The sequence below is a fragment of the Mesorhizobium sp. CA7 genome, assembly GCF_020165015.1.
In the GTDB taxonomy this organism is placed as follows: domain Bacteria; phylum Pseudomonadota; class Alphaproteobacteria; order Rhizobiales; family Rhizobiaceae; genus Mesorhizobium.
Genome location: NZ_JAIUHH010000007.1, coordinates 78,238 through 99,210 on the forward strand (window position 1 = coordinate 78,238; position 20,973 = coordinate 99,210).

Here is a 20,973-nt window from a genome sequence, read left to right on the forward strand (position 1 = left end):
GCAAGGCGATGGACAAGTTTGCAGAGGGTGGCAATCCGCCTGCCGGGAGGCGAAGGGTTCGCGCCGCGCAATACCTGCGCATGTCGACTGAGTATCAGGCCTACTCGATCGAAAATCAGCGGGATGCCATCCGCGACTATGCGGACCTCATGGGCTACGACATCGTCGCCACCTACGAGGACGCGGGCCGCAGTGGGCTCAACCTCGAAGGCCGCCCCGGCCTTCAGCAGTTGCTGGCCGATGTCGAAATCGGGAGAGCCGATTTCGAGACCGTCGTGGTGTACGACGTAAGCCGATGGGGACGATTCCAGAATATCGATGAGAGCGCCGCATACGAGTATCGATGTCAGATGGCAGGTGTGCGGATCGAGTTCTGCGCTGAACAGTTCGCAAATGACGGCAGCATTGGATCCGATGTGCTCAAGGCGATTAAGCGCAGCATGGCTGCTGAGCACAGTAGAATGCTGTCGCAGAAAGTCTTCATTGGCCAGGCGAGGCTAATCCGGATGGGTTTTCGACAAGGCGGCAAGGCAGGGTTTGGCCTGCGGCGACTGCTTGTCGATCAACATGGGCGTCCCAAAGGCATCCTTTCGTCCTACGAGTACAAGAACCTGCAGACGGATCGCATCGTTCTGATCCACGGACCGCCTGACGAGGTCGCGACTGTACGATGGATCTTCAACCACTTTGTCAGAACACAAAAGTCACAGCTGGAGATTGCCCGAACGCTCAACAAGCGCGGCCTGCTGACCGACCTGGAGCGCCCCTGGACGCGAGAATCTGTCCACTCGCTGCTGACCAACGAGAACTACATTGGCAACAGCGTCTGGAACAGGGGCTCGACCAGGCTGAAGAGCCATCGGGTCCACAATCCTCCCGAACAGTGGCTTCGCGTGGAGAACGTCCTGGAGCCGATCGTCGATCGCAAGCTATTCAGACGCGCGCAGATTTTGCTCAAGACTATCCACCGCCACATGTCCGATCAGGAGATGTTGGACGCCCTCGAGGCGCTGCTGGCACGCCGCGGTGCCCTATCCACCTTCATCATCGACGCCGCACCCGATTGCCCGCCGGCCCAACGATACTCGTGGCGCTTTGGGACCCTCGTCAAAGCCTATGAGCTGATCGGATACCAGGCGCCCAAGAATTACCGCTACATCCACGTCAACCGACGACTGGATACTATGAGGCTGCAGGCGATTCATGATTTGTTAGCCGCAGTTGAAGCGCGGGGCGCGGTTGCGGCCTATGACGCAGGGACAGGCGTCGTCCAGATCAACGAGGAGATCACCGTGGCGATCGCAATAGCGCGCTGCAGAGCCTCCTACTTCGGTTATCCACGATGGTTTGTGAAGGCTGATCGGCAACCGTTGCCGGACATCTATGTCCTGATCCGAATGAATCCCGGCGACCTCACCATTCGAGACTACCTGATTGTACCGGCCCGTGAGATCGCCGGGAAACGTGATCTGCACGCCAACAACGGAGCGGTTCTGGATTCCTATGTTTTCCCCACACTGATGCCGCTGCTTGCTTTGGCGGAGCGGGTCGCTGTCGAGAGCGCAACATGAGGCCCAAGCGGCTGAGCCGGGAAGCTGCCTGCCAGGTTCTCCTCAACAACGACCGCCGACATGCCGGCGCGTTGGCCTCCGATCAGCTACGCCCGAAGATGCGCCGTTCTACTCCCGAGTTCCTCCGGATTTACGACGCCGAGTGCAGGCGCAAGCGCGTCTTCATCGAAGGGGTGAAAGAACTGGAGCAGCGTTTGGACAGGATCGCTATGGCGGTACGCCTGATAGCAGGCGACGGGCAGTTCCGCGAGCGGTTGGCATCCGAAAGTCTTGCTACGATGCCAAGTTCCTTGGCGCGGAGAATCAGCGACTCGCCGCCCGCACAGAGTTCATCGGAACCCACGTCCGGGGAAGTGAATTCGATTTCCGCCGGCGAGATCTGCCCGGAGGTCCTCGATCTGCTGAGGGACTGCACCGGGCCAGGAGGGCTTTTCGCATTGCTTCGGACGGTGCTTCCGGTCCGGCAAATAGAGATTGCGCGATTGATGATTGCCAGGGGGCCGATCAGTCTCAACTATGTGAAGATGCTCGTCGCCCTCACGCAACGGTCGCTCCTGGTTGAAGAATTCCGTCCGCAACCTGAGCTAGCCAGCCTTTCCGAAGACCGGAGGGCAGAAATGGAGTGCGATTTGGCCAATCTTAGCCGAGCATTTTTGAATGCGCTCGACCGGCGCGGACCAGTGAGCCTGGAACTCGTCTTCGCTCGCCGCTATTTTGACCGGCTGATGGATAATTCCAAGGTTGTGCGGTATCTCGCACGCAATTTCCCTGGCCGTTTTGAAGAGTTTCATAACTTGACGGTCCTCAAATAGACTTTACTCGTCGCGCCAAATCACATGCCTTTGCCATCGTATTTCCTTCAGGCGCCGGAAACGGATGCTCACCAGCTCCTGTCCGTAGGGATGGAAGAGTTCCGCCGACATCCACTCCCGCTTGCCGCAGGCCTGACAACGCACCTTTTCTCGCACCTGGTTTATGGTGACATTGCCAATCACCTCGCGCAGTTCGATCGGTTTGTAATGGCGTGTGATGTGGCAATGGCCGCAGGAGATGCGCGCGATCTGCCCTGCCTCATGGGCATGCATCAGCGTCCAAGCCTGGCCTCGTGGCCACTTTTCGGGTTGTTCCGGCATCCGCTGAAATGAGGAAAATATTCCCATGCAGTCAAGGTGCGTCTTGACTCTTTGTTCTCTTTTCGTTCACTGTTTGCGAAAGGAGACAGAACCATGAAACCGATACGTGCGACCGAAGCCGAGCAGCCCGAAATCTACGCGACCGTCAGGCGCGAACTGCCTGCCATCCACCGAGCAGCTCAAAAGATGGCAAAGCACCTGCGTGGATTGTCAGATGTCAGCCAGAAGCAGGCGATTACAGAGTTGACGGCCGCTTGGATCATGGCGATCTATCCCGACAGCCTTGACCTAGCGATATCGCTTTCCGATGCGATGCGCGACCAGACCGACATCGATTTGCAGCAAGCCTTCGAAACCAGGCGACGGAAATTGAGCAATTAATGGCTGCCCGCAGCCGTAGCATTCCGCCGCCAACGATGATCGATCGCGATATGCCGCACCAGGTGGCGCTGCCCGACGACATCTGCACGGCACACAATTTCACGCTGATCCGGCGGTTTCTTGAGGAGCAACGGCTATCTTGCCGGACGCGATCCGTGATCGCGATCTGGGAAGACGGCAAGCAGGAGCAATGGCGACTGCATTGTTTCGCTGATCGCGATGCCGCCGCCGCATTCCTTGACCACTTCGGCGGGATCATGTTCGATCCCAAGCGCGACAGGGAGAATGGACGCGCACGTGGCGCCTGGCGCCGCAAGGGCCTCTATCAGCGGATTTTCGACATTGGACCGCTCAGTGTGCCGGAGCCTCTCCGCAACTGAACTCAGGCGCGCTCTGGCCGTACCGTTTCAACGGACAACGATCCTGCCGGCAAGGGTCGCAACAACTCCCTCTCCGGTCTCGACAAATCAAGCCACGCTGACCAGTTTTCGGGCTGAAGAACGACCACCTGGCGATTGTGATATGGCGAGACATCCGGCCCGGGATCGGTCGTCAACATGGTGAAGGTGGGCGGCTTGTTGCCGGCCGCTTCCCGCCAGAGCCCGGCGATAGCCAGGAAAGGAGCGCCGTTCAGAGTGAAGCGGTGTTTCGCCTTCGGGTATTTGGTGCCAGTGAATTCGAAGAACGCCGAGGCCGGGACCAGACAGCGTTTGCTGTCAGCGAAACGACGTCCTTCCGATCTGAAGTTGAACACTGGCCCTCCCTTCGGGCCGGCCGGCGGAAACCCAAACGTCATCGACGCAAGTTCAACTCCGTCTCCGGCAGCGAGCATAATCGGCGCCGGATCATTGATGCGGATATCATCAGCTTGGGGAAGATCGAGTTCAGTTTGATGAGCCGGGATCTTCAGCGCCAGCGAAGCCATCATCCGGCAATATTCGGCCCAGGCGACATGCTGCTCATAGTCGTTGCACATGCTGTCCCCACAAAAGGAATCCGAACGGGGCCGTCCGTTGCCATGCTAGGCGGATTTTCGCGCGGCCTTTGCGTTTGGCCGCCCCTTGATGCCCTCCGCGGCGAGGCTCTTCTTCAGCACTGCAGCCAGGTCCACCACGTTCTCCCTGGGTTTCGGCGCCGGCTTGGGCGGCTTCTTGCCCTTGCGCTTGGCCTCGATCATGGCGATCAGCGCATCCTCATAGGTATCTTCGAATTTCGAGGGGTCGAACTTTGTTACCTTCTTGTCGATCAGCAGCCCGGCAATTTCGAGCAGATCCTTGTCGTATTTGGGGCTTTTCACGTCGTCGAAGACGCTCGTTGCTGAAATCATCTCGTTGTGGGTTCGCAACTCGGTCAACAGCATTCCTTTGCCGAAGGGCTGGATAATGACTTCCCTGCCCCGCTGGTACAGCACAACACAAGATCGCGCCGCGACCCGCTTCTTGGCCATTGCTTCTCGCAGCACCGAAAACGTCTCGACAGCGGCGCCGTCGGCCGGGATGACGTAATAGGGTTTTTCCAGATACCTCGTGTCGATCTCATCGATCGCGACGAAGCCCTCAATGTCGAGCGTGTGCTGCGACGTGAGCTTCAGCTTTTTGATCTCGTCCGGCTCGATTTCGAGGAAGTCGCCCTTCTCAACCTCGTAGCCCTTGATCTGATCTTCTGAAGGAACGACGTCGCCGGTTCCTTCATCGATATAGGCGCTCTTAACCGGCAAGCCGTTTTCGCGGTTAAGAATCTTGAAATGGACCCTCCCGGCCTCAGTGGTTGCTCCCACCAGCTTTACGCTGCATGCGACCGATCCAAATTTCAGGAAACCCTTCCAAACCGCGCGCGGCGCTGCCATGTTTCATCCTCCGTTAGACGAAGAAACACCGGCGCCCGCCGGGGGTTCCGACTTCGTTCAGTTTCCCAGAAATCGATAAGCTTTTTGAGCCTGCCACCCGCGAGGGACGGATGGCAGGCTCTCGGACAGTGGGCAGTCCGAGGATAACGCGCCATCTGGCGAGGGTGCGTCACCCGACAACTAAGGCTGCCAGGCGCCTTACGTTCCATCCTCGGGTAAGTCCTGCAATGACGCGTGTCGCAGGTCGTCTTCGCCGCGCATGTGTTGCAGTCGCCCTATTAAGCCCGGCCGAACCTATTGCGTGGGGGTCGCTTCAGGCCCTTCGGCGCCGAGCCAGCGTGTTCCTGCACGCGCTGCCAGGTCGTTCGCGCATCTCACGGTTGAGTGATGAACACGGCTCGTCAACGGCCACCCAAATAGCCAAATCGACGATCTCCTGCCCTGGGCTACGCCAACGAACTCGAACTCGAAGCCGTTGCCTGGCAACCGCGAAATCGTGGTCATTTTAGGCCAGGGCCGGCCGCGAGACATTGGAGACGCAGGAGACGACGACCACCTCCAAGAACCTGATGGCCCGCTTCCAAGCGTCTCACGGCCTTGGCGTCATAGTCGGCAAGTTCGCTGTCAGTAAAAAAATGGCCCGCATCCGGATATGAATAAACGCTCGCCGGCACCCTCAACCTGGCCGCGCCGTTCGACCACTCGGAGACCTGATCGGAGGGGGCGAAAGGATCAGGGCTAGCAACGTGCACCTGCACGCGGGGTCCGCGGCCAACATTATCCGGGATTTCTGGAAGACCGTGAGGATCAGAATCGATAAAGCAGTGATGATTTGCACCATGGCGAACGGCTTCGTAATCGTTACGCTCTCCGGCACGTCTTCCAACCGCCAACTGATGGCACTTCCCCACCGATGTAGATGATCGACAAGGTCGCGCTAGGTGGCGACGAAATGACCCGGATGGCTTAAGCACAGCGGTACCGTACTGGGCTGAAACTGCAAGCACTCTTTCCGTCAGACTTGAGTTCCCGTCTCCTGTCGAAGGCAGCATAGTTGGCAACGCGGGCAGCGGCCGGCTAGATCAACCGAGCCGGTGCTCGTCGTCGATTAGCTCGAGTCTGGATGGGGCAGCGTCACCCCATCGCCACAGAACCAGATTCAAGTCGCCGAGTGCGGCGCCCTTGGCGAAGCTCGGCACGAGCAGGCCATTATAGCCTTGCGCGACCAGCTCACGGGCAAATCGCTGTGTATGCGCCTCGCCATGGTCTCTCATCTGGTCGCGCCATGTTGGATCGGCCACGACCGCCGCATCGAGGCCCATTGCTGCAAGAGCAGTGGGGTCGCCCGCATCGAAGACGGCCTCGATCTCGGCACGATAAGCGACCAGCGTCGTCGGCTGCAGATCGCCTACCTGGTTGGCTTCGCGCAAAGCCGTCAGCACCGAGGTCGACGCATAGAGCGCCGGCATGCCTTTGGGGTTGAAACGTCCTCCATAAAGCTCGGCACCGCGTCCCGACATAGGCTCGCGGGCATACATCGGATTGAGAGCGCGGTAGAGCCGGCCCGAATAGGCGATGGCGGCGATGGTCAGGCGTAAATCCCCGCATCGACCGCGTCGATGAAGTCGAGAACCTCATCGGCTCGACCTTCCCGCACGAGCTGCATGGCCGTCTGCCCCGAAAATCCCGGCAGCGGCTCGGACCGATACCAGGCATAGGCCATGAGCGCGGAGCCAAATCGCGGCTCGACCTTGTTCACGATTTCCACCATCTCGCGCAGGCGGCGCTGCGTCTTGTCTGAGCGCACCCGCTCCCGGCGCTGGACCGCATCTTTCCCCAGACCAGCGGTACGCGCGATCTCCGCGCTCGTGGTGCGGAAAGCATCCGCAATCTTCTTCGGTGCGAACAAACCGTTATCGGCATATCGTGCCAGGCCCATCGCAGCACCTCCGTACACCGCCAAAAACTATGACACAATATAGCGTCAGCAATGCCGGCATTTCAAGAGCTGCGCCACTTCTCCTCGCGACGATGGCTGTTCCAGCGGTCGGACCTCAACGAGCCTATGCTCCCGCGCGGCTGTGCGTGCAGCCATGTCGATGGCATCGGCGAGATCGACCGCTTCGATGATAGGCATATCTCGACCAAGCAGGAGCGGCAGAGCGATCCCAATGACATCCGTTCAGCAATCCGCCAGCGGAACGCACGTGGCTCTTCCTCGTTTTTGGCTCTGAAGGGAACCATGAAACGGAGACAGAACCATGAGAAGGCTTTTGTTACCCGCAGTGGCAGGCGCGCTTGTCGCTTTGTCTGGCGCAGCGTTTGCCGATACTCCCGTATCCGCCACTACAAACCTTAACGTTCGCGCTGGTCCGGGCTCGCAGTATCCGGTGATCGGGGTGCTGCGGGCGGGCCAGACGGCCACACTGAACGGCTGCTTGCAAAACTCGAAATGGTGCACCATCGCCGAGGCCGGTGGTCAAGGCTGGGTTTATTCCGATTACGTCACCGCAGAATTCGGCGGCAATCGGGTCGTGTTGACCGAGCGGCCGGCCAATTCAGGCATCGCGGTGGTGAAAGCTCCTCGCGATCAGGCTAATGCCGGAGCCGTCGCCGGCGGCGCTACCGGAGCGATCGCCGGCGCTATCATCGGTGGTCCAGTTGGCGCTGCCGTGGGCGGCGCGGCGGGGATCGTGGGCGGCGGTGCGGCTGGTACCGTGATCACTCCCCCCGAACAGGTGCGCACCTACATCACCGAGCACCGGGTCAAGCCTGTTTACCTTCAAGGCAAGGTTGTGACAGGCGCGACCCTGCCTGCGACGGTAGCCCTGCAGAAGATCCCGAACTACCGGTACCGGTATGTCTATGTGAACAACCGACCGGTGTTGGTTGAGCCGTCGACGCGCCGCATCGTCTATGTGGAAGGCTGAACGTGCCAATCGGCAGGAAAGTCGTGTGACAGCACAGGAGCGGTCTCGACGCCGAGCCGCATGTGCCCGTTGGCCAGACGATGGAGGCCGCGCCGTCTCAGGATGCTTGTTGGCCCAACGACGCGGCCGCGTTCTCCGCCCCTGGAATCAAGCGCTTCGGGTCCCGAGTTGCGGGGCCCGGAGGCGCCGGCCTCCACGCCGCCGGCGCTCAGGTGTGGTCGCCGGTCTCAGCGGAAAACAGCGGTGCCAGACGGGCCCGAGCGGCATCGTCCGCTGGCCCACCTGAGGATCGCCTCGAAGCTCATCCCCTCGCATTTGAAGTTTGTAGTGCGCGATAGGGATGACGCTCTGCCTGAAATGAGATCGGCAGTGATGCCTCGGCGCCGCCCCCTCGAACGACTCAGTCGCCAAGCCAATTGTCGCCGATGCAGGTACACTGCTTGTCTCAGGCTATTGGACGTCGGACGACATTAGTCCGATCAGCCAAGAACCAGTTGAGGTTCACACGGTGTGATCTCGGATGATCCTGCGCTTCATGTCGGAGGCGTTGAGGAGGATCGCGAGGTCGGTCGCATAGGTCAGCTCAAGGCCAACAGCAGGGCGACCCTCCGGCTCAGCGGGCTCCCCGGTGTGCCGGTCGACCACCGACCATGCCCTTGGCCTGGACTCTGGAGCGAGATGATCTCGCCGGAGAATTCCTACTTCCTGTCAGCCGGCGAAGCGCGGCTCCGGCACGCCGCGCACGCCGACATCAAGCGCCAGCAGCGATCCGGCCAGCGGCTGAGCCCGCAGGTCGGCCTCGTTGGAATCCCAGATGGCGGTGGTGACATAGAGCGTCGCAAGGTCCGGGCCGCCGAACATGCAGCTCGTTGGACGCTGCACCGGCAGTTCGACGACCCGGTCGATCGAGCCGTCCGGCGCATAACGTGTCAGGCGCCAGCCGTCCCATTGCGCGTTCCACAGATAGCCATGTTCGTCGATCGTCGAGCCGTCAGGCGTTCCGGGCTGCTCGGCGGTCGAGGCGAAAAGCCGGCGATTGGCGATGGTCCCAGCGTTGTGATCGTAATCGTACGCGTAGATCGCGTTATCGGGCGTATCGGCGAAATAGAAAATGCTGTTGTCGAGGCTCCAGACCAACGAATTGGAGATGCAAATTCCACCCGCCAGGCGCGTCACCTGCAAGTCCGGATCGAGCCGATAAAGCGACGCGCTGCGGTCCTTGAGGTTGTCATCCATGGTGCCGGCCCAGAATCGGCCCTTGCGGTCGCATTTGCCGTCGTTGAAGCGGTTGGTGGGGATGTGCGCTTCGGGCCTGGCGATCCAATCGATCTTTTCGGTAGCTGGATCGAAGAAGGCCAGTCCGCTTTCGAAGGCACAGACCAGCCCGCCTCTTTCGCGCAGCGCGAAAGAGCCAATGCGCTCGGGGAATTGCCATTCGCGGACCTGACCGGTGGCGTGGTCGAAGCGGCGCAGCCGCTTGCTCTCGATATCGACCCAATAGAGCGCCTGCTCGGCCACATCCCACACCGGAACCTCGCCAAGCCTGTCGCGCGAGCGGAAGACTTCCGTGACGCTGGTCATGCCGCATCCTCTATCGCACCGCACGACAGTGCCATGGAAATCTCGGTCCCCTGCCCCGGCGCCAAAACCGTCAGGCCACCCAGATCCGACAGGTTGTGGCCGTTGGCCGAGTGGCTCATCGGCTCGAAGCAGAAGAAGTCCTCGCGGTAATGCGGATCGAACGTCGTGTCGGAGACGAATAGGAAATAGCGCGACAGCGCTGGCGCGGTCTCGATGCTTACCCGCATATGCCGTTCGGGCCAGACGATGGAGGCCGCGCCGTCCCAGCCTTCAAAACCGTTGTTGACCCAACGGCGCGGCAGCGCTCTCGGGTACTTGAAATCAAGTGCCTCGGGCACTGAGGTGCAGGTGTCCGGAAGCCAGCCCGCTTTTTCCGTCCAATAAGCCTTCGCCGGTGCTTCAAGCGTGGTTGTCGGCGTCAGCGGAAAATAGGGATGCCAGCCGAGTCCGAACGGCATCGGCCGCTCGCCGAGATTCGTCACGCCAAGGATCGCCCTGAAGTTCGCCTCTTCGCATGTGAAGCGTTGCGTTGCGCGATAGCGATACGTTTTTCCCTGAAGTACGAACGACAGCGATGCCTCGGCGTCGCCGCGATCCTCGACAGTCCAGTCGCCAAGCCAGCCATCGCCGTGGAGGTAGTGCTTGTCCCAGGGTGTGTTGGGTTTCAGACGATATTCGGTCCGATCGAACAGAAAACGATTGCCTTCGACCCTGTTGCCGAACGGTACGAGCGGAAAACAACCGGCCTTCAACGGATCGCGATCCGAACCTTCTGGTGGGGGGCGCAGCAGCGCTTGCCAGCCATCGCCAAACTTGGCCTCCAGCCGCCAGACCAACCCGCCTTGCGTCGAGAGCACGCAACGAAGACGGTCGCTGGCGATCTCGATATCGGCCATGGTCAGCCCTTGATGCCGGTCGCGGCGATGCCGCGCACGAAGTGCCGCTGCAAGGCGAGGAAGAAGAGTGCCGTCGGCAGCGTCGCCACGACGGCGGACGCCATCAACACGCTCTGCTTCATCGACATGCCGGCGCCGCCGACCAATGTCGCCAGGCCGACGGGAAGCGTGCGCGTGTCGTCGGAATTGGTTGCGATCAGCGGCCAGAAGAAGTTGTTCCAACTGGCGACGAAGGTGAAGATCGCGACGGTGGCAAGTCCCGGTTTGGTGAGCGGCAAGAGGATGCGCCAGAAGAAGCCGACACGGCCACAGCCATCCATGATGGCGGCGTCTTCGAGTTCCCTCGGCACGGCCTGGAAGAACTGAGTCAGCAGGAAGACGCCGAAGGCGTTGGCCGATGCCGGCACGGTCAGGCTGAAGATGCTGTCGACCAGGCCGTAGCTGTTCAGGCCGAGGAAGAGCGGCACGAAGAGGAGTTCATAAGGCAGCAGGAAGGTGGCGAAGATCACGGCCATGATGACGCGGCGGCCGGGGAACTGCATGCGTGCCAGCGGATAGGCCGCCAAGGCGTCGACGGCCAGGGTCAGCACGGTCGTCAGAATACCGACGACGGCAGAATTGCGGAACCAGGTCAGCATGGGGAAGCGCTGAAACAACGCGCCATAGGCTTCCAGCGTCGGCGTATCCGGGATCCAGGTGGGCGGATAGTCGTAGATCTCGCTTTCCGGCTTGATCGACGTGACCAGCATCCACAGGATCGGCGCGCCCCAGAGGGCTGTCACGACGATCATCAGCCCATAGGCGAGCGAGCGCCCGCCAAGCGATTTTCCGGCACGATTGGAGCGCTGGTCCTGCATCAGATTGCCTTCATCAGCTTCATCTGGGCGAGCGAAAAGACCAGCGTGATCAGGAGCAGCACCACACCGGCGGCGGCAGCCGGACCCATCTCGAAATTCTGGAAGGCGGTGAGGTAGATATATTGCACGATGACGAAGGTGCTCGCCTCCGGCCCGCCCTGCGTCATTACATAAGCCTGACCGAAGACGCGCCAGCCATTGATGATGGTGAGCGCGGTGACCAGCGCCATGGCCGGCCGCAGCAAAGGCAAGGTGATGTAGACGAAACGCTGCCAGGGGCCGGCGCCGTCGAGCGTGGCGGCATCATGCAATTCCTCGGAAATGTCCTGCAGCGCCGCCAGGAAGATGATCATGTTGGTGTTGACGGTCCACCAGATGGTCGTGATGGCCAAAGCCGGCATGGACCAGTGCGGGTCCTTGAGCCAGGCGATCGGCTCGATGTCGATGGTGGTGAGGTAATAGTTGACGAGGCCGGTGCCCTTGTCGAACAGCCAGCCCCACAAGATGCCAACCGTCGAGACCATGACGACATAGGGAAGGAACACCACCGTGCGCACGAAGGCTGTTCCCTTGAGCTTCTGATCGAGCAGTATGGCTAGGCCTAGGCCGAGCACGACCATCGGGATCGCCGTCAGGAAGACGAAGTAGAAGGTGTTCCTGATCGCGGTCAAAAACAGCGGATCGCCGAAGATCTGCCGGTAATTGTCAAGTCCGATGAATTCGGGCGCGCCGAGGATATCCCAGCGCATGAAGCTGATGCCGATGGCGGCCAGCGTCGGCAAAAGCATGAAGGCGATGAACAGCGCCAGATAGGGCGACAGGAAAAGATAGGCGGCAAGCGTCATGCCGCTGCGCACCGCCCCTCCTTCCTGCGCCGTTGCGCGGCGGGCCCTGGAGCGGCCCGCCGGTTGTGATGCCGGCGATGTCATCAGCCCTTCTTCAGCTGCGCATCGAGACCTTCCTTCATCGCCTTCAAGGCATCGGGCACCGGCTTCGAGCCGCTGAGCGCTGCCTGCAGATTGGTGACCAGCGGCGTCGGCTTGTCGAAGGAGAAAACGGAGAGATACTGCGGGATCAGGGGCTCGTAGACGATGTTGGGCAAGTCGTCGACGAAGGACTTGAAATATTTGTACTGCTCGGTGCCGGTGAAGGCCGCGCTTTCACGCACCGCCTTGCTCTGCGGGATGATGCCGACGGTGGTGGCGGGTGCTGCGAAATTGTCGAAGAACCACTTCATGAAAGTGCCGTCGGCGGCGAGCTTGTCGTCGCTTTTCTGCTTCGACATCGCCATGCAATGCGAGTTCGCCCAGACGGCCGCCTTCTGGCCAAACACCGGCAATTGCGCGGTCATGAAATTCATCTTCTGCGCCATGCGCAGATTGACCTCCCAGGGGCCGATGAACTTCATCGCGACCTGCTTGGAAGCAAAGGCGTCCTCACCCTTGTTGCCGCCGACCTCGGGATTGGTCACGCCATGCACGTTGATCAGGTCGACGAGATATTGCAACGCCTTCTGCGAGGCCTCGCTGTCAACCGCGGCCAGGCCCTTGTCGTCAAGGAAGGTGCCGCCGAACTGGTACATCAGGCTGAACCAGATCCAGCGCGCTGTCGCCCAGGTGTTCGGCAATTCGAAGCCGTAACGCGTGACCTTGCCGCTGCCGTCCTTGACCGTCAGCTTCTTTGCCCATTCGAGGAATTCCTCGCCGGTCTTCGGCGGCTTGGCCGGATCGAGCCCCGCCTCCTGCACCATATCGACGTTGTAATAGAAGCCGAGCGGATGCACGTCGAGCGGCGCGGCATAGACCTTGCCGTCGAAAGTCACGCCGGTGCGGCCGGCATCCGGAACCTGCGACAGGTCGAGACCGGACGAAGCGACGACGTCGTCGATCGGGCGGATGACCTTGCGCGTCGCGAATTCCGGCAGCTCGGTGATGTGGAAGAGCACCAGGTCCGGCGCACGACCGCCGGCCGAGGAGACCACCCATTTGGAAAATAACGTGTCCCAGTCATAGCCGGTCGGCTCGACGGTGACGCCCTTGCCGCCCTTGTTGAAGGTGTCGATGACGCCGTTGAGCGCGGTGGTGTTGTCGGCGCCGGTCCAGCCATGCCAGAGCGTCACCTTCTCGTCCGCGGCGAAGGCGCCGCGCGGCAACGCGCCCGCCAGCGCAGCACTTGCACCAAGCGCAAGCGCTTGCCGGCGTGTCAGCAGGGATTTCGCGAAGACATCATTTGCCATGGTTTCCTCCCATTATGGCTTGTGTGTCAGGGGTGGTGAAGCACGCTTAGGCCGCCATCCGCGACAAGGCAGGCGGCGTTGATGAAGGGGCATTCGTCGGAGACGAGAAAGACCGCCGCCATGGCGATCTCCTCAGGCGTGGCGATCCGCCCGCCCGGATGCAGCGCCAGTGTCTTGGCGCGCGCGGCCTCCGGATCGTCGAAGCTGTTCCAGTAGTCGATGACCTTCTGGGTGGCGACATAACCGGGCGCCAGCGCGTTCACGCGGATATTGCCGCCGGCATATTCGATCGCCAGCGATTTGGTCAGGCCGAGCAGAGCATGCTTGGCGACGGGATAGGGAAAGGTGCGCGGGATGATGGTGAAGGCGTGCGTCGAGGCGATGTTGAGAATCACGCCGCCGCCCTGCCCGATCATCCCCGACAGCGCCGCCTTGGCGCAGTGCCAAGCGCCTTTCACATTGACGTCGAGATTGCGCGCCCAGTCATCCTCGGTGGCTTCGAGCGGCGTCGAAAAGACGTTCATACCGGCATTGTTGATCACGGTATTGACCGCACCGATGGCTTTCGTCGCCGCCGCCATGGCGGCCTCGATTGCCTTGGCATTGGCAATGTCTGCTGCGGCATGCGCGACGTTGCCCAAACGGCCGGCACTTTCGGCGAGCAGGCTCGCGTCGAGGTCGACCAGGAACAGCTCGGCCTCCTCGCGCAGACAGGCCTCGGCGATGGCGTAGCCGATGCCTTGCGCGGCGCCGGTGAGGAAGATGCGTTTTCCGGAGAGGCGTCCCATCAGCGCCGCCCCAATGCTGAAGAACGCAGATTGTCGAGGAGCACGGCAAGGAGCAGGATCACGCCTCTGACGATGTATTGGTAGAAGGCCGGGATGTTGAGCAGGTTCATGGCGTTTTCGGCGATGCCCATGATCAGCACGCCGACGATGACGCCCGACATCGTCGCCCTGCCGCCGGCAAGCGAGACGCCGCCGAGCACGCAGGCCGAGATCACCGACAGTTCCAAGCCCACCGCGGCGTTGGGCTGGCCGGAGGTGATGCGCGAGGCAAGCAGGATGCCGGCGATGCCACACACCACGCCCTGCAGGGTAAAAATCCAGATGCGCGTTCGATCGACGTTGACGCCGGCCAGGCGCGAAGCTTCCGGGTTGCCGCCGATGGCCAGCGTATTCTTGCCGAAGACGGTGCTGTTGAGCACAAATCCGAAAATGGCGAAGAGCACCGCCAGCACCCAGATCGGCGTCGGTATGCCGAGCAGCTTCGAGAGGGCCAGCTGGTAGAAGTCCGGGCTGTTGATGCCCACGGCGCGACCGTCCGACGAGATCAGCGCGAAACCGCGTACGATCTGCATGGTGGCCAGAGTGGTGATCAGGGCGTTGATGCGGAATTTGGCGATGACGACGCCATTGACCCAGCCGACGACCGCGCCGCAGGCGATGGCTGCGACGAGGCCAAGCAGGATCGAGCCGGTTGTGTTCGAGGCCATCACCGCGACCATGCCGGCAAAGGCGACGATGGAGCCGACCGACAGGTCGAAGTCGCGCGCAGCGAGGCAGAACATCATCGTGCAGGCAACGATGCCGACGGTGACCACGGACTGAAGCAGGCCGAGCATGTTGCGGTCGGTGAGGAAGTTCGGCACGAGCAGCGACACCAGCGCGAAGGCGACGATGAAGATGACGACGAGGCCTTGTTCGCCGAGCAGGATCTTCTTCAGCCGACTGGTCATTGGAAGCCTCAGGATGCGATCGCGTCGGGGGTTTTCTTGTCGGGGAGCGCCGCGGCCAGGGTCGCCTTTTCGGCGAACTGGTCGCGCGCGAGCTCGGCGCTGATGCGCCCGCCGCACATCACCAGGATGCGGTCGCAAATGCCCATCACTTCCGGCAGCTCGGAGGAGACGACGACGATCGCCATGCCCTCCTCGGCCAGTTGATAGAGCAGCTCGTAGATCTCCGATTTGGCGCCGACATCGATGCCGCGTGTCGGCTCGTCGACGATCAGCACGCGGATGTCCTGCTCCGACAGCCAGCGGCCGAGGATGACTTTCTGCTGGTTGCCGCCTGAGAGATTGACGATGTCCTGCTTGCGCGACGGCGTGCGCACCTTGAGCTTCTTGATGAAGGTTTCGGCCGTCGTGATCTCGCTGGCGCGGTTCAGCACGCCGAAGCGCGTGTGATGGCGCCTGGACGATATGTTGATGTTCTCCTCGATCGAGCGACCTTGGATGATGCCGTCATGCTTGCGGTCCTCCGAGCACAGCACGATGCCGGCCCTGATTGCGTCATGCGGGCTGGCGGCGGCAACCGTCTTGCCGTCGACCATGATCGTGCCGCCCGAACGCGGATCGGCGCCGAAGACCAGCCGCATCAGTTCGGATCGGCCGGCGCCGATGAGGCCGAAGAAGCCGACGATCTCGCAGGCGCGGGCTTCGAAGCTTGCCGGCGTGCGCAGCCTGGTGCCGCTCAGATTGTCGACCTTGAGGCGAACCTCTCCCGCCTTGCGCGACCGAAAACCCCAGATGTCAGAAATCTCGCGGCCGACCATTTCGGCCACGACCTGATCGCGGGTGACATCCTTCAGCGATTGATGATGCGCGGCGAGCTTGCCGTCGCGCAGCACCGTCAGGCTGTCGCAGAGCCGGAACACCTCGTCGAGGCGGTGCGAGACATAGATGATGACCTTGCCCTCGCCGCGCAGCCGGCCGATCAGCTTAAACAGGATCTCGCTTTCGCGCGAGGACAGCGACGAGGTCGGCTCGTCGAGCGCTATCACCCGGGCGTCGAGCATCACGGCCTTGGCGATCTCGACCATCTGGCGTTCGCCGATCGACAGCGTCTTGACCCTGCGGCGCATGTCGATATCGATGCCGGCCGATTTCAACTTGGCGCCGACATCGTCGAGCATGCGGCGGCGGGCGATGACGCCGGCGCTTGCCGGAAAGCGTCCGAGGCTGAGATTCTCGGCGACGCTCAACTCGGGCACCAGCTGCAATTCCTGGTGGATGACGATGACGCCATTGTCGAAGGCATTTCTGGTCGAGGCATAGGCCTGGACCTTGCCGTCGATGCTTATCTCGCCGGCATCGGCATGCTGGTCGCCGGACAGGATCTTGATCAGGGTGGATTTGCCGGCGCCGTTCTCGCCCATCAATCCGTGCACGGCGCCCTTTTCGACGCCGAACGACACATCGGACAGAGCCCTGACGCCCGGATAGGTTTTGGTGATGTTGGAGAATTCGAGAAAGGACACGGGGCTTGGATCCTTCTTGGGCACGCCAAACAGGCGGCGGCATCAAGCCGCCGCCTGTTTGTACGGGGAGGACTATTCGATGCCGAGGTCCTTGCGCACCTTCTGGTAGTCGTCGCGCTTGGCCAGCGCGCCGGCGGTCAGCGTCAGCTTCGCCGGCTCCTTGTTGTTGGCGATCCAGTCATACATGTTGAGCGCCGTCTCGTAGCCGTGGCGCTTGGGCGAGATGATCACAGTGCCGACGAAGCCGGTGGCGGCGGGCTTCTTGAACTCGTTGATCGCCGATTCCGCACCGCCGATGCCGACCCCGATCATGCCGTCCGCCGGAATGCCGACGCTTTCGGAAGCGCGCACGGCGCCCAGCACCGCCTCGTCATTGAGGCCGAAGGCAATCCACTTCTTGATGTCGGCATGGGCGTTGAGCACCACGGTCGCGGCATTGAGCGCGGCTTCCGTGTCGGTCTTGGCCTGCGGCGCGTCGAAAATGTTCTCCGCCTTGAAGCCGGCGGTCTTCAGCACCGAGATCGCGCCCTCGACACGGTCGACGGCGGTCGGCAGCTGGTCGTAGGAAACGCGGATCGCGCCGACCTCGTCCATCTTCCAGCCGCGCGCCTTCATCTCGTCGACGATGGCCTGACCCACGGCCTCGCCGATCTTGGTGGCGGAAATGCCCATATGCGGGACGTCTTCCAGCGGCTTGCCGTCGGCGCCGACGAGGCGGTCGTCCACCGTCATCAGCTTGAGATTGTTGGCGGCGGCCTTGGCGACGATGCCGGGGCCGAGCTTCACATCCGGCGTGCAGACGACGAAGCCTTGCGCTCCTTGAGCGCCCAGATTGTCGATCGCCGACATCAGCTTCTCGCCGTCCTCGGCGCCGATCTTGACGAGAGTGAAACCCTTCTCCTTGGCGGCCTGGTCGGCGAACTTCCATTCGTCCTGGAACCAGGGCTCCTCCGGCTGCTTGACTATGAAGCCGATCTTGGTGTCCTGAGCGTAGGCCGACGCGATCGTGGTGACCGACAAGACGGCGAGAGCACCCGCGACAAGCGCGGTTTTCAAAATTCGCATGATTACCTCCCAGCAAACGGCCGGGCGCTCAGCCCGGATTGGTCGTGTGTAGTCAATTTTATCGTACCCGTCAATTGATCTGGTATGATAAATGAGATAGGTAGTCCGATAAGTAGTCGCTGGCGCAAATCACTCGCATCCGCTAAGGCCGGACCGATTGCGCGTAAACCGAAGGGTTCGCTGCCTTGGAGGAGGGGCTGAGGTGAACGAAACACCGAAGAAGGCTGACGAGGACACGCAAACGCGCGAGACGGCGCGCCGTCCGCGCGTCATGCCCGACGTGACCAAGGCGATCGCCTCCGACATTTTCTCCGGACGCTATCCGGCCGGATCGTCGCTGCCCACCGAGAACGATCTCGGCATCGAATACGGCGTCAGCCGCACCGTCATCCGCGAAGCGCTAAAGGTGCTGGCAGCCAAGGGGCTGGTGCTGTCGCGGCCACGCGTCGGCACGGTGGTGTGCGACCAGGACAACTGGAACATCATCGACCCGCAGGTGCTGGCCTGGCATGCGCCGCATGCGCTGGACGACAAGCTGTTCGACGCGATCCTGGAAACCCGCCGCGCCATCGAGCCGCTGGTCGCCGAACTTGCAGCAACGCGCGCGACGCTGCAGGAGATCGCCGATCTCGAGGTGGCCTGGCAAGGCATGGCAGGCGCCGGCGAGGACCTGACGCAGTTCTCGCGTTCCGACATCGTCTTCCACCAGATCGTCTATGGCGCGAGCCACAACCCGATCTTCCGGCAGATCGGCAAGCTGATCGATACGGCGCTGCTGTTTTCGCTGGAAGCCACCGCAACGATCTCGCCGGTCAGGCGCAGGGAAGCGGCGGCGGCGCATGGCGAAGTGGTCGAGGCCTTGCGCATGCGCGACGCCGTCGCCGCGCGCAACGCGGCGAACAAGATCCTCGACCTTGCCGCGCGCGACCTCGTCAGCGCCAAGAAACTGAAAAACAACTGAGACCGGCCGGCCGCATGAAGATCACCGCTCTGACCACCTATATCGTTCCGCCGCGCTGGCTGTTCCTCAAGATCGAGACCGATGCCGGCATCAGCGGCTGGGGCGAGCCGGTGGTCGAAGGCAAGGCGCTGACGGTCGAAGCGGCGGTCAGGGAACTGGCCGATTATCTGATCGGCAAGGATCCGCGTTTGATAGAGGATCATTGGACGGTGATGCATCGCGGCGGCTTCTATCGCGGCGGGCCGATCCTGATGAGCGCTATCGCCGGCATCGACCAGGCGCTGTGGGACATCAAGGGCAAGGCGCTCGGCGTGCCGGTGCATGAATTGCTCGGCGGCAGGCTGCGCGAAACGATCAAGGTCTATTCCTGGATCGGCGGCGACCGGCCGGCGGAAGTGGCGGCCGGCGCCAGGGACATGGTGGCGCGCGGATTCCTAGCGCTCAAGATGAACGGCACCGAGGAACTGCAGATCGTCGACAGCCACGACAAGATAGACGCGGCTATAGAGCGCGTCGCCATGGTGCGCGAGGCGGTCGGGCCGAATATCGGCATCGCCGTCGATTTCCACGGCCGCGTGCACCGCCCGATGGCGCGCATCCTGGTCAAGGAGCTTGAGCCCTATCGGCTGATGTTCATCGAAGAGCCGGTGCTCAGCGAAAACCGCGAGGCGCTGAAGGAGATCGCCGCACTCGGCTCGACGCCGATCGCGCTTGGCGAACGGCTCTACAGCCGCTGGGATTTCAAATCGGTGTTCGAGGATGCGGTCGTCGACATCATCCAGCCGGATCTCTCGCACGCCGGCGGCATCACCGAATGCCGCAAGATCGCGGCGATGGCTGAGGCCTATGACGTGGCTGTGGCGCCGCACTGTCCGCTCGGGCCGATCGCGCTCGCCGCATGCCTGCAGCTCGATGCCGTGAGCTACAATTGCTTCATCCAGGAGCAGAGCCTGGGCATCCACTACAATGCCGGCAACGACCTGCTCGACTACGCCGCCAACAAGGACGTATTCCGCTACCAGGATGGCTATGTCGCCATTCCCGATAGCCCCGGCCTCGGCATCGAGATCGACGAAGAGTATGTGAAGGAGCGCGCCCGGGAGGGACACCGCTGGCGCAACCCGGTCTGGCGCCACAAGGATGGTTCGTTCGCCGAGTGGTAAGCGGGCCCAGATTCGACGGATCGGTTTGCGAGACGACCGGTGCGGCAGGAAAGTGCAAGTAGGATCCCGAGCGGCGCGCGCGTGGCGCCGGAGCACCTTCAGTTAGGTGGGATCGATCCACAGGTATGGCCAGTCGCCTTCGATCGGCCGATCGAGGAACGAGGGCAACGCCGCGGAAGTGTGGGTCGGGATCAACAGAACGGCGCGGAGGCACGTCACGCTTCGTACCGCTACAAGCGATGTTCTAACTGAAGCGAACGTCGGCGGAAGAAGTCGCCACCGGAAGAGGCAATCGAGCTCCTCAACGCGAAGCTCCCCCGCCTGTTGGTCGGCAGCATCTGTTGGCTGATACCTGCTAGAAATACGCGCTCCGCTTGCGGGCAGAATAGAGTGGAAGGGAAGTTGCGACTCCCCTCTTCTATCCTATTGCACCGCCAGCGCCGTCACTTCGCGTCGAAATGGCAGCGCGTCACCGATATCGGCCTCGTCCAGTTCACGGGCAAAGCGTGGCCTGCATAGGTTGCCCACGCGATCGGCCCCGGCGCTTCCGCATCGCCAATGACCTTGATCGAACGAATGCCGTTGCCGGCCCACTCGTTTTCCCGGGCTTTCAGCGCGCGCCAAACGGCATCGTCCTGATTGCGCGACGTGACCAGGACGACGGCATCGGCGGCCAGCTCCTGTTTCGCGCCGGTATAGACGCAGGCTGTCACGACGCCGCCTGAAGCGATATTCGTGACGGTCCTGTTAAGGACGATACCCACTCCCAATCCCGCCAGGCGGCGGTGGATGGCCCCCTGCTCCAGCGTGTTTCGCGTCCAGTCCGAGACAAAGGCCGACGGCATCCTTGAAGAGAGCGATTGCGGTCCGACAGGTGCAGCGCTTCTTCCTGGTCATGGGTCACGTAAAGGATGGTGACGCCGGTTTCGCGATGGATGCGTCGGATCTCGGCCTGGATCTCCTCGCGCAGCTTCTTGTCCAGAGCCGACAGCGGTTCGTCCATCAGAAGGATCGTCGGCCAGCGCGCCGGGCTTGCCCATCCGGCAGTTTATGACCATGTGGCGCGCCCTTTCCCAATTTGTGTAATGCCACGGC

The 20,973-nt window shown here is 61.9% G+C and carries 23 protein-coding genes and 1 pseudogene; 7 read left to right on the plus strand and 17 right to left on the minus strand.

Annotated elements, in window-relative coordinates:
* Nucleotides 1–8 precede the first annotated feature (8 nt).
* Together LB552_RS15505 and LB552_RS15510 are read left to right on the plus strand one after the other, a co-directional pair.
* Entirely contained in the window at nucleotides 9–1,571 is a 1,563-nt protein-coding gene (locus tag LB552_RS15505) for a recombinase family protein (RefSeq protein ID WP_224607892.1), read from the plus strand.
* Nucleotides 1,568–2,383 carry a plasmid partitioning protein RepB C-terminal domain-containing protein gene (locus LB552_RS15510; RefSeq protein WP_224607895.1) on the plus strand — a complete coding sequence of 272 codons (816 nt, stop codon included), beginning with the start codon at nucleotides 1,568–1,570 and terminating at the stop codon, nucleotides 2,381–2,383. The genes LB552_RS15505 and LB552_RS15510 overlap by 4 nt, the downstream gene beginning before the upstream one ends.
* 3 nt (nucleotides 2,384–2,386) lie before the next feature.
* On the opposite strand, the gene LB552_RS15515 is transcribed toward LB552_RS15510, so the two are convergent.
* Nucleotides 2,387–2,656 carry a hypothetical protein gene (locus LB552_RS15515; RefSeq protein WP_224607898.1) on the minus strand — a complete coding sequence of 90 codons (270 nt, stop codon included), beginning with the start codon at nucleotides 2,654–2,656 and terminating at the stop codon, nucleotides 2,387–2,389.
* Nucleotides 2,657–2,797: 141 nt separating this feature from the next.
* Here LB552_RS15515 and LB552_RS15520 point away from each other — a divergent pair, with 141 nt between their 5' ends.
* Nucleotides 2,798–3,085: a hypothetical protein gene (locus tag LB552_RS15520; protein WP_224607902.1), complete on the plus strand. Its 288-nt coding sequence runs from the start codon at nucleotides 2,798–2,800 to the stop codon at nucleotides 3,083–3,085.
* Nucleotides 3,085–3,465 carry a hypothetical protein gene (locus LB552_RS15525; protein WP_224607905.1) on the plus strand — a complete coding sequence of 127 codons (381 nt, stop codon included), beginning with the start codon at nucleotides 3,085–3,087 and terminating at the stop codon, nucleotides 3,463–3,465. The genes LB552_RS15520 and LB552_RS15525 overlap by 1 nt, the downstream gene beginning before the upstream one ends.
* A gap of 2 nt (nucleotides 3,466–3,467) precedes the next feature.
* Here the strand turns inward: LB552_RS15525 and LB552_RS15530 are convergent, their stop codons facing one another.
* The 5 genes from LB552_RS15530 to LB552_RS15550 all read right to left on the minus strand — a co-directional run bounded on the left by LB552_RS15530 (nucleotide 3,468) and on the right by LB552_RS15550 (nucleotide 6,870).
* On the minus strand, nucleotides 3,468–4,061 hold the full coding sequence (locus LB552_RS15530) for an SOS response-associated peptidase (protein ID WP_140843250.1): 594 nt from the start codon (nucleotides 4,059–4,061) through the stop codon (nucleotides 3,468–3,470).
* A gap of 45 nt (nucleotides 4,062–4,106) precedes the next feature.
* Complete coding sequence (locus tag LB552_RS15535; RefSeq protein WP_224607908.1) at nucleotides 4,107–4,931, minus strand: Ku protein; 825 nt, start codon at nucleotides 4,929–4,931, stop codon at nucleotides 4,107–4,109.
* 500 nt (nucleotides 4,932–5,431) lie between these two features.
* Nucleotides 5,432–5,983 carry a dienelactone hydrolase family protein gene (locus LB552_RS29865; protein ID WP_224607912.1) on the minus strand — a complete coding sequence of 184 codons (552 nt, stop codon included), beginning with the start codon at nucleotides 5,981–5,983 and terminating at the stop codon, nucleotides 5,432–5,434.
* Nucleotides 5,984–6,013: 30 nt separating this feature from the next.
* Nucleotides 6,014–6,508, minus strand: coding sequence for an RES family NAD+ phosphorylase (locus LB552_RS15545; protein WP_224608181.1), 495 nt, complete (start codon nucleotides 6,506–6,508; stop codon nucleotides 6,014–6,016).
* An 11-nt stretch (nucleotides 6,509–6,519) separates the two neighbouring features.
* Entirely contained in the window at nucleotides 6,520–6,870 is a 351-nt protein-coding gene (locus tag LB552_RS15550) for an antitoxin Xre/MbcA/ParS toxin-binding domain-containing protein (RefSeq protein ID WP_224532281.1), read from the minus strand.
* Nucleotides 6,871–7,192: 322 nt separating this feature from the next.
* Here LB552_RS15550 and LB552_RS15555 point away from each other — a divergent pair, with 322 nt between their 5' ends.
* Nucleotides 7,193–7,861 carry a DUF1236 domain-containing protein gene (locus LB552_RS15555; RefSeq protein ID WP_224607915.1) on the plus strand — a complete coding sequence of 223 codons (669 nt, stop codon included), beginning with the start codon at nucleotides 7,193–7,195 and terminating at the stop codon, nucleotides 7,859–7,861.
* A 708-nt stretch (nucleotides 7,862–8,569) separates the two neighbouring features.
* On the opposite strand, the gene LB552_RS15560 is transcribed toward LB552_RS15555, so the two are convergent.
* The 9 genes from LB552_RS15560 to LB552_RS15600 form a co-directional block, all read right to left on the minus strand.
* Nucleotides 8,570–9,442, minus strand: coding sequence for an SMP-30/gluconolactonase/LRE family protein (locus tag LB552_RS15560; RefSeq protein WP_224607918.1), 873 nt, complete (start codon nucleotides 9,440–9,442; stop codon nucleotides 8,570–8,572).
* On the minus strand, nucleotides 9,439–10,338 hold the full coding sequence (locus LB552_RS15565; protein ID WP_224607920.1) for an aldose 1-epimerase: 900 nt from the start codon (nucleotides 10,336–10,338) through the stop codon (nucleotides 9,439–9,441). Before LB552_RS15565 ends, LB552_RS15560 begins: the two co-directional genes overlap by 4 nt.
* Before the next feature lie 2 nt (nucleotides 10,339–10,340).
* The gene (locus LB552_RS15570; RefSeq protein ID WP_224607922.1) at nucleotides 10,341–11,195 is read right to left on the minus strand and encodes a carbohydrate ABC transporter permease; all 855 of its coding nucleotides are present in this window, start codon (nucleotides 11,193–11,195) and stop codon (nucleotides 10,341–10,343) included.
* Complete coding sequence (locus LB552_RS15575) at nucleotides 11,195–12,124, minus strand: carbohydrate ABC transporter permease (RefSeq protein WP_224607924.1); 930 nt, start codon at nucleotides 12,122–12,124, stop codon at nucleotides 11,195–11,197. The genes LB552_RS15570 and LB552_RS15575 overlap by 1 nt, the downstream gene beginning before the upstream one ends.
* Nucleotides 12,124–13,431, minus strand: a complete 1,308-nt coding sequence (locus LB552_RS15580) for an ABC transporter substrate-binding protein (RefSeq protein ID WP_224607927.1) — start codon at nucleotides 13,429–13,431, stop codon at nucleotides 12,124–12,126. Before LB552_RS15580 ends, LB552_RS15575 begins: the two co-directional genes overlap by 1 nt.
* A 26-nt stretch (nucleotides 13,432–13,457) precedes the next feature.
* On the minus strand, nucleotides 13,458–14,222 hold the full coding sequence (locus LB552_RS15585) for an SDR family oxidoreductase (protein WP_224608184.1): 765 nt from the start codon (nucleotides 14,220–14,222) through the stop codon (nucleotides 13,458–13,460).
* Complete coding sequence (gene araH / locus LB552_RS15590) at nucleotides 14,219–15,169, minus strand: L-arabinose ABC transporter permease AraH (protein WP_224532726.1); 951 nt, start codon at nucleotides 15,167–15,169, stop codon at nucleotides 14,219–14,221. The genes LB552_RS15585 and araH overlap by 4 nt, the downstream gene beginning before the upstream one ends.
* Nucleotides 15,170–15,177: 8 nt before the next feature.
* Entirely contained in the window at nucleotides 15,178–16,689 is a 1,512-nt protein-coding gene (gene araG / locus LB552_RS15595; protein WP_224607929.1) for an L-arabinose ABC transporter ATP-binding protein AraG, read from the minus strand.
* Nucleotides 16,690–16,761: 72 nt separating this feature from the next.
* Nucleotides 16,762–17,754: an arabinose ABC transporter substrate-binding protein gene (locus LB552_RS15600; protein ID WP_224607931.1), complete on the minus strand. Its 993-nt coding sequence runs from the start codon at nucleotides 17,752–17,754 to the stop codon at nucleotides 16,762–16,764.
* A 271-nt stretch (nucleotides 17,755–18,025) separates the two neighbouring features.
* Between LB552_RS15600 and LB552_RS15605 the strand changes: the two genes are divergently transcribed.
* The gene (locus LB552_RS15605) at nucleotides 18,026–18,715 is read left to right on the plus strand and encodes a FadR/GntR family transcriptional regulator (RefSeq protein WP_224608188.1); all 690 of its coding nucleotides are present in this window, start codon (nucleotides 18,026–18,028) and stop codon (nucleotides 18,713–18,715) included.
* Nucleotides 18,716–18,729: 14 nt separating this feature from the next.
* A complete protein-coding gene (dgoD, locus tag LB552_RS15610) occupies nucleotides 18,730–19,878 on the plus strand; it encodes a galactonate dehydratase (RefSeq protein WP_224607934.1) in 1,149 nt (382 codons plus the stop codon).
* Between the two features lie 443 nt (nucleotides 19,879–20,321).
* Here the strand turns inward: dgoD and LB552_RS15615 are convergent, their stop codons facing one another.
* Both LB552_RS15615 and LB552_RS15620 read right to left on the minus strand, forming a co-directional pair.
* The gene (locus LB552_RS15615) at nucleotides 20,322–20,591 is read right to left on the minus strand and encodes a hypothetical protein (protein WP_224607937.1); all 270 of its coding nucleotides are present in this window, start codon (nucleotides 20,589–20,591) and stop codon (nucleotides 20,322–20,324) included.
* Between the two features lie 149 nt (nucleotides 20,592–20,740).
* Nucleotides 20,741–20,896: pseudogene (locus LB552_RS15620) on the minus strand (polyamine ABC transporter ATP-binding protein); the annotation flags it as partial.
* Nucleotides 20,897–20,973 lie beyond the last annotated feature (77 nt).